We start from the raw sequence: 11,953 nt of genomic DNA, 5'->3' as shown, positions 1-11,953 counted from the left end.
TTTGAGCAGGTTCATGGCTTCTTTTTACAATATAAGCATATCAAAAAAAGCAGAAGATATCTAATCCATTTCGGAATAAATATCTTCTGCTTTTAAGTTAATGACATTGTGCAAAAGCAGGGTTTTGTCTCCACTCTGAAGGATCCTTTTTTATACTTTTTTCATATTTTTCTCCTGTTCGTTCCTCCGCTTCTGTGCTATGATACCTTATAGCAATGACAAATCATCCATCGAAAGGAGTTTTTCTATGTGTACAGCAGCAACCTATCAAACACGCGACTTTTATATGGGTCGCACACTCGATTATGAATTTTCCTATGGCGACCAGATCACCGTTACACCTCGCAATTATCCGTTTTCCTTTCTTCATATGCCGTCCCTTTCCCATCACTATGCAATGATCGGCATGGCGTGTGTGATGGATGATTACCCGCTCTATTATGAGGCGTTCAATGAAAAGGGGCTTGGTATCGCCGGCCTTAATTTTGTAGGAAATGCCGTTTATTTCGATCCGAAACCGGAGAAAGACAATATCGCGCAGTTCGAGCTGATCCCGTGGATTCTCGGTACATGTGCTTCGCTTGCGGAAGCAAAAGAATCCCTCTCCCGTATCAATCTCATCAGCACACCTTTTAAAAAGAATCTTCCGCTCGCACAGCTTCACTGGATCATCGCAGATGCATCGGGTGCCATCACCGTGGAATCCACGGCGGACGGTCTGCATGTCTACGACAATCCGGTCGGCGTTCTGACAAACAATCCGCCGTTTCCAATGCAGATGTTCTCACTGAACAATTACCTGCATCTGTCACCGAAACAGCCGGCCAACACGTTTTCCAACCAGCTCGATCTTTCTACGTACAGCCGTGGCATGGGCGGTCTTGGACTGCCGGGCGACCTCTCGTCTGCTTCCCGCTTTGCACGCGTGGCGTTTGTAAAGCAGAACTCGATCTCGGGAAACAGCGAAACGGAGAGTGTCAGCCAGTTTTTCCATATTTTAAATTCTGTTGACCAGCAGAGAGGATGCTGCGAGGTGGCGGACGGAAAGTATGAGATCACGCTCTATACTTCCTGCTGCAATGCGACGCAGGGAATTTACTATTATACGACGTATGACAATCATCAGATTTCTGCGGTTGATATGCACCGCGAGAATCTTGATGGCGAAACGCTTCGCTGCTTTGCGCCGGTGACGGGCGAGCAGATTCATATGCAGAATTAGAAAAATCCGGTACAGAAATCTTTGAGGACCCCTCAAAAAAGATTCTGTATCGGATTTTTTCTACATCTCATCACACATTGTAAAACAGACGTCGCACCGGCTTCTGGTGCGGCATTTTTCAAAATACAGCTCCTCGAGCGGAATCCATTTCTTCTGAAATTCCACCGCCTTTTCACTCCCGTTCCGCTTTTCAATTCTCTGGATCTGCTCGATCGGATCGATCGTGAGGAAGACCTTCAGATCGTAGTATGCTTCCAGCCGTTCATGGCAGGAGTACGTTCCCTCCACGATATTGACGCGGCACGGCGCGATTTCTGCTGTCTCAAGGAAGCTCCATTTCGGCGGATAATAGGGGCGGTAGAACACCGTTTCGCCCTTTTTGAGCGGCACAAGGACTTCCTGTTCGAACCGCTTGTAATCGACATTTCCGCCCGGCTCCTCGTACCGTTCTTTCGTCCGCTGCCATTTTGCGTGGCTGTAAAGCCATCCGGCGACGAGTCCGTAGGTGCCCATCTCAAATGCCATGGCAATTGCATTAGGATAGAGCACCGGGATGTGCATCGGCAGGAGCATTTTTCCAACTGCCGGGATCTGGCCGATGAAGAACGGCAGGATCAGGCCGATCGCAAAGAGCATGCCGGAAAGGGTTACTTTTTTACTTTTTCCATCTTGAAATTCCTCCCTTATGTTTCCTTCTGGAATCAGTGTATCATTCAAGTACATTTTAAAGTCAAGACCTTTTCTGCATTTTTTCTCTATTTTTCCCACTATTTTAGTATATTTTGTATTTCCGTGCTTCTCGGTGTCTGACTGCACTTTCTGTAGGAACTTTTTCTGTCGTTTTCCATGGTTTTGTGGTACACTTTTGGATATTGGGAAATGCAGTCATTTTCTGCAGTTCCCTGACTATTTTTCGAAAGGATTTTATCATCATGCAGTTTTATCTCGCCCCGATGGAAGGGCTGACCGGGTATGTGTACCGGAATGCTTACCACAAATATTTTCCGGCGGCGGACCGTTATTTCACGCCGTTTATTACAAATAAAAAAATGAGTTCCCGCGAACGGAACGATATTCTCCCGGAGCACAACGAAGGGATGACGGTGATTCCGCAGATTCTCACTAATCAGGCGGAGGATTTTCTGTCCCTGACAAAGGAGCTGAGGGAGTACGGTTACGATACCGTCAATCTGAACCTCGGATGCCCGTCCGGCACGGTTGTCGCCAAGCGGCGCGGCTCCGGGCTGCTCGCGTGGCCGAATACGCTCGACGCGTTTCTCGATGAGATTTTTTCGTCGTGTGACTGCCGCATCTCGATCAAAACGCGGCTTGGCACAACGGATACCGACGAGTGGGAGGATCTGCTTACGGTTTACGACAAATATCCGCTCGAGGAACTGATCATTCATCCGCGGATTCAGAAGGATTTTTACAAATACACACCGCGCATGGAATGCTACCGGACAGCGTATGAGACGAGCCGCTGCTCGCTCTGCTACAACGGTGACATTTTCTCACCCGATGATTTTCAGAATCTCTGCCGTGAGTTTCCGGACACGGAGAAGGTGATGCTCGGACGCGGGGTACTGCAGAATCCGTGGCTGATTGGGATGCTGCGCAGTGCAGATCCGGCAGGCGGCGAAGCCTCTGCTCCCGATAAAGAGCTGCTGCACGCGTTCTGTGAGGATCTCTGCGCCGGTTATGCGCGTGTGATTTCCGGGGATAAAAATGTGCTGTTCAAATTAAAAGCACTGTGGATTTATCTTGGAATGTCGTTTACCAATCCGCAGAAATATCTGAAAAAGATCAAAAAGGCGAACCGGCTTGCCGAGTATGAAGAGGCGGTCGACGCACTGTTCCGGGAACAGGAGCTGATTCTTTAATTTCGAAGTCCATTAGTATCTTTTGGAAACCATGCCACTTTCAGGTACGCACTTGTCTTTTCTGCAAAATCCGGTACGATAGAAACAGGATACAACGACTTATTTCTATTTTGTTTTTGGGAGGATTTTTACCATGATCGATTTACCCAAGGAAGACGAAAAGCTTTTTGCTCTTGTCGGCGCATGCCAGCGTGATGTCCTTCTTCATTCCTCCCCACTCGAGAAACTCCTCTAACTTTTTCACACTATTTCCTCCTTGTATACCTATAGGGGTATTGGTTGTCAAGAGGAGTTTTTCAAAATCAGAAAAACAAAAAGAACTTCCGACGAAGCATCTTTTTCTGCTCCTGCCGGAAGTTCTCTTTTCATCTTATCTTCTTATTTTTATTTCATATTTGCAAACCGCTCCACAGCCTTCGTAAACTGTGCAATCGTCTGATCCGCATCTCCGTGCTCGATGCCGTCGCGCACGCAGTGCTGGATATGGCCCTCGAGAACAACTTGTCCTACTTTATGAAGTGCCGATTTTGCCGCATTGATCTGCGCCAGGATATCCTCGCACGGCACATCCTCATCCACCCATACGGTCGATCGCCTGCACTTGACCGATGATCTTTTTCAGGCGGCGGTGAAGATTATCTGCATCCATACACTGTTTCATTTTGCATCCTCCTTGTTTCAAATCCGTCATCGCATCGGCAGCGTTACAAAGTGCAGTGCTCTTCCTCTTCTTCTTCCTCTGCAATCAGATTCCGGATATTCTGCATACGGTTATCCAGCTCCGCGCTCTGTCTTGCGCAGTCGTAGAGTTCATCCTGCAGATATTTGACATGATTTTCGGGAATATTTTTCTTGTAGCGCATCTTGTGCTCCAGACTCGCCCAGAAATCCATCGCGATCGTACGGAACTGTACTTCCACGTAAACCAGTTTCTTTGTATCCTGTAAAAAGATCGGCACCTGAACGATCAGATGAAGACTGCGGTAGCCGCTCTCCTTCGGATGCTGAATATAGTCCTTCCGCTCAATCAGCGTAATGTCATCCTGTTTCAGAAAACTGTCTGCCAGCTTATAAATATCGCTTGGAAAAGAACAGATCACGCGCACACCGGCGATATCGCGGATATTTTCCTCAATAGATTCCAGTGTGACCGGGATGTCTTTCACGCGGATTTTCCGCATAATGCTCTCATACGATTTGACCCTTGTTTTGATTCCTTCGATCGGGTTCTGGTCATAGGAAAGCGAGTATTCCTGATTCAGCACGCGGAACTTTGTCTCGATTTCCATAATGGCGCACTGATAATACGACATCAGAAGATCGAACGGCTTTTTGTTCTTCTGCATCATCTCAATAAACTCATCCGATAAAAGATTCTGCTTTACAAATTCATCCCGTTTTGTCCCAATCAGGTTTTTTCCCTGTTTTTTTATTTCCTCCAGTACTTCGAGGTTTTTCATCATCCGTTTTTTCGTCCTCCCAAAACTGCGTTCTCTGTTCTTTATGCTATCATTTTAGGCCTGTAAAGTCAAATTTTTTCTTCTTTTACTCTACCTTCAGCATCCGATAGCCAACCCCGATATGCGTCTGGATATACTGCGTCTGCTCTCCGTTCTTTTCCAGCTTTTTCCGAAGCGTCGCCATGAAAACACGGAGGGAAGCGATATCGTTCTCCCAGCTGCTTCCCCAGATTTTCTGTGTGATAAACGTATGCGTCAGCACCTTCCCTGCATTCTGCGACAGCAGGCAGAGCAGCTTGTATTCGATTGGGGTCAGATGAAGTTCCTCTCCGTCAAGATATGCGCACCCCGCTGCGTACTCGATCCGCAGTGCGCCATTTTCAAAGACAGCCGACTGGACTCCATTTTCTGCCTGCATCTGGGACAGACGGCGCTGTGTGACTCGAAGGCGGGCCAGCAGTTCCTCCACAGAAAACGGTTTCGTCAGATAATCATCCGCTCCTGCGTCCAATGCCTCGATTTTATCGCTGTCCTCACTTCTTGCACTGATTACGATAATCGGCATATTCGACCAGCTTCGAATCTTTTCAATCACCTCTACGCCATCAATATCCGGCAGGCCAAGGTCGAGCAGAACAATGTCGGGATTATGTGTGGATGCCTCCATAATGGCACCCGCACCGTTCTTTGCAGAAATATACTTATAATCGTGTGTTTTTAACGTCGTAGTAATCAGGTTGTGAACCGGCGTATCATCTTCCACAACCAGAATTAATGTCTTATTCATTCAAATTCACCTCACTGAGCGGCAGGTTAAACCGAAAGCAGCAGCCCTGTGGATCGCAGTCATAAAGTGCTATCTCCCCGCCGTGCGCATTTACAATCGAACGGCAGAGTGCCAGTCCAAGGCCAAGGCTTCTGCGGCTGTCGCTTACTTTATTTTTCCCGGAATAGAACATCTCAAACACATGCTCTCTGGACTCTTTTGGAATCCCGGGGCCGTTGTCCTCCACCGCGATCCAGATATTTTTCTCCTCTTTTCTGGCTGTCGAGAACCCACTGAATGATTTCCTGTTCCCTTGGGTCAAAGATTTTTTCCGTCTTTCCTCCTGTCTGCGCGCTGTAAAGTGTTCCGCGGACAATTCTGCTCTCCTGTGCCCCTGCCGGTGCGGCCGTCAGATCCCTTCCCAGCAGTTTTACAAGCTTTGTCGCTGTAATATCAAAAATCTCCGACGCATCCTCTGCCTTCTGCAGAAGCTGGCTGGTATTGAAAAGAAGGTTCTGTCAGGAAGTAGTTAAACAGCACTACACTGATCACAGAACTGATTACGCTGCAGGTATAACCACTGGTCAGAATGGACGTCATCATAACGCCGACCAGATATATGGTAATGATATTGGAATCCGGAATGATATGGATTTCCAAATCCGGCACCAGATCGGTCAGCCGTTCGGTCCATCCCCTTCTCTTTCGAAAAAATCCCTGATCCATCATGCTTTTTCCAATGACAATCCGCGTTACTTCGGAAATTCTCGCATATTCTGCAATCTGCAGGGCAATGTCCTCGCTGTGCGTCGTTACAATCTCCGCCCCGCTCTGTTCTGCCAGGCGGATATGCTTCTGCAGCCTTGCCTGATCCTCCGGCGTTTTCTCTGCCGGTTCCGCGGTCTGCACATACAGTGCTGTAAAATTAGCACCAAATGCCCGGGCCATCTGTGCCGCAGTCCGGATAAACACTCAAAAAGGACACCTTTTATTGTATAATTATGTTACCCCACAAACATACGAAAGAAGGTGTCCTTAATGAAAAATTAGCATTGAAGAAACTGCTAACTTATATGAAAAGTGTATACAAAATTCCACAAAAAATCAAGGGTTTATCCGATGAAAGAAAAAGAAAATCCATCCCGTTGTTTAATATCGTTATGCCAGTGCTGATTTTCCTGATGCTTCAGTATGAAAGTTTTCACACCATTTTTTCAGCGCCGGAAAGCATGGAGAAACGACTGAAAAACTGTATCCGTGGAAAAATCCCAAAAGTTGATGCAGTCAGGGATCTTCTTTCCCGGATTGATCCAAAAGAAATCGAGAAAATTCACGCGCAGACGATTGATGTTCTGAAACGCAACCGCGTATTTCGGGAAGGAACCATAGGCGGATATGTTGCGGCAGGTATTGATGGGGTGGAATTATTCAGCAGTACAAAAAAGTCCTGTCCAGACTGCCTGAGCCGGAAGAACGGGACGGGGAAGACAGAATACTTTCATCGAAGTGTGGTATGTATGACGGTAGGAAAATCGCCGCATGTGATCTTTGGGCAGGAAATGCTGAAACCCAGAGATGGTTCAGAAAAAGATGAAGGGGAACTGACAGGAGCGAAAAGGCTCATCCGGCATTTAAAGAAAAGGCATGGTCATTTTGCAGATGTGATTGTGGCGGATGCACTGTACCTGAATGCCCCGTTTATCAATACTTTGAAAGAATGCGGTTTAGAAACGGTAATCCGTCTGAAAGATGAAAGAAGGCTTCTGTTTCAGGATGCGGAAAGCATGTTTCAGCGGGACGAGGGGAGAAAAAGGAGCTTCAGGAAGGGAAAAAAGAGTATTGAAGTCTGGGATCTTTCCGGATTTGAGATAGACCTGGACGATATCTTAAGCGGACTGAAATACGAGGACGGCCACTACGATCTCGTGAGTCTTTCCGACAAGGATTATCAGAAAAAACTGGATGTCCAGATTGCCTGCTGGGATAAACTGAAAAATGAAATTCAGAAGGTCAGATCCGGAGAAAACGGAACGGCGGATCTGGTAGACATGAGAGAGACGTATTTCCAGATGGCAGATGAAACGGTTGCCGCAGTCAAAGTTTCCCGTGCCAACCGCCAGCTGGAACAGAAAGCCTACATCGACCTTCACACGGGACTGCCGAACAAGAGCAAGTGCGAAGAGCTGTTCCACAATGTGGAATTCATCAAAACTCCTACCGCCTGTATCGTCTTTGACATGAACAACCTGAAACGCGTCAACGACAGCCTCGGCCACTCCATCGGCGACCAGCTGATTCTGAACTTTGCCCGGCTGCTGCGAAACTCGATTCCCGCGAAGCATTTCGTAGGAAGATACGGCGGCGATGAATTATGGCGGTCATCTATGATGCAACCCGCGAAAGCATCACAGAAATCCTCACAGAGCTTCAGAACGAAGTCGAACAGTTCAACAGCTACGGAACCCAGTTCCGCATCAGCTATTCCCACCGCTTGGCACTTTCCACCGATTACAACGAATGTACGCTCCGCACGCTGTTTGACAAAGCAGATAAATATATGTATGAAAACAAGCAGGGACGCCAGGACTAAAGAAACGCCGGAACCGGAAATATCTTATCGCCGGTTCTGGCGTTTTTTCTTGCTGTTTCTCTTTTATTTTTTTGCAAACGCTTCTATCTGCGCATATCCCGCTGAAAAATCAATGGGTTCCTCCCGCAGCTTCTTTCTGACCGCATCGCGTCCTTCCTGATCTGCCAGCACTTTCTGGATTTTATCGGCAAACTGCATCACATCCAGCGGACAGAGATATCCGTTTTCCCCATCCCGGATCTGCTCGCGCATGGACGGAATATCGGAAGCGATGATGACCTTCTGCAGGCTTCTCGCCTCTACAATCGTAATCGGATAGCCTTCGTGACGGGACGGCTGGAGATACAGGTCGCAGGATTTTACGTACGGCGCAGGATTTTCGCGCATTCCGAGAAAAATAATTTCCTGCTCCACCTGATATTCCTTTGCCATGGTCCGCAGCTTGTTCAGATCTCTTCCATCACCGATGATGAACCATTTGAAGCGAAGTCCCCGTTTTTTCAGCTCCGCCGTAATCTGCACCGCAATATCATATCCTTTTTCTTCCGAAGCTCTTCCCACCGTCAGAAATTTCAGCTCTCCTGTGTACTGCGGATCGCTAAGCGGCTCCTCACTCCGTCTCTGCACCTGTTTGATGTCAATGAAATTCATCAGAACCTCTGTCCGGTCCGCGAGTTCCGGAAAGCGGGCAATGACCTGTTTCCTGACAGGCTCGGAAACGCAGTAAATTTTATCATACTCCGGAATAAAGTCCCTGGTCCGGAACAGCCACCAGAGATTTTCTCCGTGGAACCAGACCGCTTTTTTCCGCGCATTCGTCTTTCTGGCTCCGAATGCGGTTGTGAACGCACCGAATCCGAAAAAGTCGAAAACAAGATCGTATTGTTTTGTTTCCGGCTCCACACACTCCAGAATCCGTTCATACAGTTTTCCATACCGTTTCTTTCCATACACGACGCGCATCAGAAATACGCCCATTCCTCTGGCATAGAAAGACCGTTCTGCCGGTGTCTCCCGTTTTCCCACAATCCGTTCCAAAGCCGGATGCGGCTTTTTGTTCCAGATCATCTGGCGCACTTCCACTTCCTTCGGAATCCGCTCCAGCAGAACGCCTCTTTTTTCGACCAGAAGAAGCGTTACATCTTCTTTTTTCTCCACCAGTTTCTGCAGCAGCGCTGCCATGGCAACTTCCGTTCCGCCCATGTCCATGGTACGTCCCAGCACCAGTATTTTACTCATTGCTTACCTCTCATCTGCTTTTTTCTCTGTTCTAACGCCAGTAGGCATCTCCCACATGCGCAGGATGACGCTGATCCTCCGGCGGAAGCTGATGGTAATCGCCGTACAGGGTGTGAAGATACGTCTCGTATCCCGCCGGGGCATTGATCAGATGGCCTTCAAACGGAAGGCGCACGATCTCTTCGATCGCTGTTTTGGGAATCGCGTCCGACTTGCGGTAACCGCCGCACTGGCAGGCCACCCACTTTGAGTCCTCCGCGCGGTACTTTCTGCACTCTTTTTCCATCTCGCGCAGAATCCGCTCTTTTCCATAGCATTTCCGGATCGCCCATTTGCACCATTTTGCGAAGCTTCCTTTGTTTCCTTTTAAGGTCTGGCGGTAGGTGCGGAATGCATTCATCCGCTGGCTTTCCAGAAACAGCAGCTTTTTCCAGTGACGGTCGTACTCCGGTGTATCTTTTCCGGCAGTCCATCAAACGGGAAAATGTCGACGAAAAGACCGGTATCCACAGCTCCTGCCACGTGCTCCACAAGACTCGTTCCGGTGTGTACCAGCTTTCCGTATGCCAGTGTGAAACCCTTTGTATTATGAAAATTCATGACGCGGTACGGTTTATCCGTTTCGCTGTTTACAATCTGTTCCAGTTTTTCATAATCCGCTCTCGGCATCCAGACATCCACATCATCATCCCATGGAATGAACCCCTGATGCCGGATCAGCCCGAGCAGAGTTCCATCTGCTGCAAAATAGATCAGGTGATGTTTCCGGCAGACTTCATCCAGATACAGTAATATTCCAAGCGCAATCTCCTGTTTTTCTTTTAATTCTGTAATTTTACGCATAACGGCATTGCCTTTCTGTTTTGTTTTTCCCATCCATTATAAACACTCTGCCGGATTTTTTCAATTTAAATTTCCTGCCGCTCCGGCGCCCGTCTGAAGATTCCGCACTGTTTTTATCAGTACCTTCATATCCACCGGTTTTACTATGTGTGCGTTCATGCCCGCATTGAAGGCATTCTGCACATCTTCTGAAAATGCGTTGGCTGTCATCGCAAGAATCGGGATTTTCTTTGCCAGCGGGTGGCTGCTGTTCCGGAATTTCGTCACAAAGAGAACCGATGCCAGGATCAGGAGCAGAATTACTGCCAGAATCCTCAGCTCCTCGACAGCGGTATCCTCGAACATCTTCGTTCCGTTGCTGTCCACCACATACGTCGTGCTCTGGTTGCTGAATGCACTGCTTCTGAAATACGGTGCCATCTCCTCCATCGAACGGATCAGAATAAAGTGTGTGATGATACTGCCGTCGAACACCAGCTGGCTCTGCAGTTTTCTGGCAAATACCATCTGGTTTTCATTGGTGATCCAGTCCAATGTCAGAAAGCTTTTGATATCCGCATCCTGCAGATCTTTAGATCCGTACCACACGCCCTGCAGACCCTCATCGGAATAATAGTATCCTTCCTGGTTCACGGCAATAACTGGAGGTTTTCATGCGTGGAGCTTAATTCTTCCTCACGTTTTTTCAGAAATTCACACAACCGGCGTTTTACTTGATTACAATCAGATTCGGGTTCTTTGGGCTTCATCGACATCCGCAAACTGCATATTGCAAATATGCTGTTTTGACAGGCACTATTTTTGAAAATTGCGATAGTATTCGTTTATTCACTCTGCACAAGATCATATACATGGTATAAATGCTGTTTTTATTTTTCTTTCATATAATCCATACAATTTCTCGCATTCCATGCATATCCATCCTGCTTCGCCTGTATATAGCGGATATTTTCGTTTCTTACAATATTCTGTTTCATAATTTCCTACTAATTCCACAAGGTTATTGATATCCCTCATCTGCGCAGCAGCCATTCCTGTCATTGCCCACAAAAAGCCAGTTCTTTTTTTATTCAGTTTCTGCCACTGAAACCTTTCCGTAAACTGATCATATAATACCTTTTGCTTTTTCTTCTCTTTTACCGGAAATTCATAAATCAGCGGATAAATCTGAGCAACACCATCCGGATAAAATTCTGTCTGATGATACCGATCACTGTTTCCGATAATTCTCCATCTTTGATTCGCATCATCCCAGAATATCTTTTCTATCTGTTTCTGTATCTTTTTACGAATTTCACTGATCGCCTGCGTATCTTCCAGTCCTGCAAGTTCCAATTCGTACAGGCCTTTCCACACTTCCAGATTATCCATCAGATAAACTGTTGTGTTTTCTTCTGAAACCTGTGTAATTCCATCCTGCATCAGGCTTTGAATCTTTTTTAATGCAAGGCTGATTCCATTTTTCCAGGATTCCGGCAGGTCTGTACTTTCTGTCTTTTCCAGATATTTTCCCATAAGAAAAAGGTACATACCAAGATATCCGTCTTCGGAATCAGCCTTTTCTTTATAAATAAGTTCCCCACCCTCTTTCCTGTAGATTCCCATTTTTCCATCTGTTTCCAGCAAAACCCCAGTATGCCAGTCCAGATACCTGCCAACAGCTTTTTGCTCTGTTTCAGTCATGGGGCAATTCTTTGTTTCTGCCAGAAGCCCCAGTGCAGCCATACATGCAAAGTATGGATTAACATCTCCGGCTTTACTTCCATTCATATAGATTTCGCCTTCAGGGCCCTGATTCTCAAGGATCCACTTTTTTTCTCTGGTCAGGACGGTTTCCAGCCATTCCTGCCGGACAGATATTTCTTTTCTCAGGTTCTGATAATAAGCAAACATAAACACAATGCACACAGTTATGCAAAATATAATAAGTCCCATCAAGTTCTTTCGATG

Annotated in this window: 13 protein-coding genes and 1 pseudogene; 3 read left to right on the top strand and 11 right to left on the bottom strand. The window is 47.1% G+C overall.

Annotated elements, in window-relative coordinates; translation table 11 throughout:
* Positions 1 to 247: 247 nt before the first annotated feature.
* Positions 248 to 1,222, top strand: a complete 975-nt coding sequence (bsh, locus tag DW965_RS15750; protein WP_055219508.1) for a choloylglycine hydrolase — start codon at positions 248 to 250, stop codon at positions 1,220 to 1,222.
* A 60-nt stretch (positions 1,223 to 1,282) separates the two neighbouring features.
* Here bsh and DW965_RS15745 read toward each other — a convergent pair whose 3' ends face one another.
* On the bottom strand, positions 1,283 to 1,945 hold the full coding sequence (locus tag DW965_RS15745; protein WP_147398807.1) for a hypothetical protein: 663 nt from the start codon (positions 1,943 to 1,945) through the stop codon (positions 1,283 to 1,285).
* Positions 1,946 to 2,154: 209 nt separating this feature from the next.
* Between DW965_RS15745 and DW965_RS15740 the strand changes: the two genes are divergently transcribed.
* Complete coding sequence (locus tag DW965_RS15740; protein ID WP_055219512.1) at positions 2,155 to 3,105, top strand: tRNA dihydrouridine synthase; 951 nt, start codon at positions 2,155 to 2,157, stop codon at positions 3,103 to 3,105.
* A gap of 384 nt (positions 3,106 to 3,489) precedes the next feature.
* Here the strand turns inward: DW965_RS15740 and DW965_RS15735 are convergent.
* The 5 genes and pseudogenes from DW965_RS15735 to DW965_RS15715 form a co-directional block, all read right to left on the bottom strand.
* Positions 3,490 to 3,766 (bottom strand): annotated as a pseudogene (locus DW965_RS15735) (metal-sensing transcriptional repressor).
* Between the two features lie 43 nt (positions 3,767 to 3,809).
* The gene (locus tag DW965_RS15730) at positions 3,810 to 4,568 is read right to left on the bottom strand and encodes a GTP pyrophosphokinase (protein WP_119198591.1); all 759 of its coding nucleotides are present in this window, start codon (positions 4,566 to 4,568) and stop codon (positions 3,810 to 3,812) included.
* Positions 4,569 to 4,650: 82 nt separating this feature from the next.
* Positions 4,651 to 5,352, bottom strand: a complete 702-nt coding sequence (locus DW965_RS15725; RefSeq protein WP_022461465.1) for a response regulator — start codon at positions 5,350 to 5,352, stop codon at positions 4,651 to 4,653.
* The gene (locus DW965_RS15720; protein ID WP_243036661.1) at positions 5,345 to 5,653 is read right to left on the bottom strand and encodes a sensor histidine kinase; all 309 of its coding nucleotides are present in this window, start codon (positions 5,651 to 5,653) and stop codon (positions 5,345 to 5,347) included. The genes DW965_RS15725 and DW965_RS15720 overlap by 8 nt, the downstream gene beginning before the upstream one ends.
* 131 nt (positions 5,654 to 5,784) lie before the next feature.
* Complete coding sequence (locus DW965_RS15715; protein WP_118640203.1) at positions 5,785 to 6,303, bottom strand: DUF4118 domain-containing protein; 519 nt, start codon at positions 6,301 to 6,303, stop codon at positions 5,785 to 5,787.
* 101 nt (positions 6,304 to 6,404) lie between these two features.
* On the opposite strand from DW965_RS15715, the gene DW965_RS20155 reads away from it, so the two are divergent.
* Complete coding sequence (locus DW965_RS20155; protein ID WP_243036660.1) at positions 6,405 to 8,081, top strand: diguanylate cyclase; 1,677 nt, start codon at positions 6,405 to 6,407, stop codon at positions 8,079 to 8,081.
* On the opposite strand, the gene DW965_RS15705 is transcribed toward DW965_RS20155, so the two are convergent.
* The 5 genes from DW965_RS15705 to DW965_RS15685 all read right to left on the bottom strand — a co-directional run bounded on the left by DW965_RS15705 (position 7,985) and on the right by DW965_RS15685 (position 11,773).
* Positions 7,985 to 9,160 carry a glycosyltransferase gene (locus DW965_RS15705; RefSeq protein ID WP_119198589.1) on the bottom strand — a complete coding sequence of 392 codons (1,176 nt, stop codon included), beginning with the start codon at positions 9,158 to 9,160 and terminating at the stop codon, positions 7,985 to 7,987. The two genes, DW965_RS20155 and DW965_RS15705, sit on opposite strands and share 97 nt — an antisense overlap.
* Positions 9,161 to 9,191: 31 nt before the next feature.
* A complete protein-coding gene (locus DW965_RS20455) occupies positions 9,192 to 9,560 on the bottom strand; it encodes a LicD family protein (RefSeq protein ID WP_117814472.1) in 369 nt (122 codons plus the stop codon).
* On the bottom strand, positions 9,557 to 10,036 hold the full coding sequence (locus DW965_RS20450) for a LicD family protein (RefSeq protein WP_119198588.1): 480 nt from the start codon (positions 10,034 to 10,036) through the stop codon (positions 9,557 to 9,559). The genes DW965_RS20455 and DW965_RS20450 overlap by 4 nt, the downstream gene beginning before the upstream one ends.
* A gap of 27 nt (positions 10,037 to 10,063) precedes the next feature.
* Positions 10,064 to 10,636 carry a hypothetical protein gene (locus DW965_RS22665; RefSeq protein ID WP_199681669.1) on the bottom strand — a complete coding sequence of 191 codons (573 nt, stop codon included), beginning with the start codon at positions 10,634 to 10,636 and terminating at the stop codon, positions 10,064 to 10,066.
* A gap of 210 nt (positions 10,637 to 10,846) precedes the next feature.
* Positions 10,847 to 11,773 carry a hypothetical protein gene (locus DW965_RS15685; protein ID WP_147343060.1) on the bottom strand — a complete coding sequence of 309 codons (927 nt, stop codon included), beginning with the start codon at positions 11,771 to 11,773 and terminating at the stop codon, positions 10,847 to 10,849.
* Positions 11,774 to 11,953 lie beyond the last annotated feature (180 nt).

It is taken from the genome of Blautia sp. AM47-4, assembly GCF_003479865.1.
Taxonomy (GTDB): domain Bacteria; phylum Bacillota; class Clostridia; order Lachnospirales; family Lachnospiraceae; genus Fusicatenibacter; species Fusicatenibacter saccharivorans.
The sequence above is the reverse complement of the archived record's forward strand: the minus strand, read 5'-3'. Positions and strand labels throughout refer to the sequence as shown.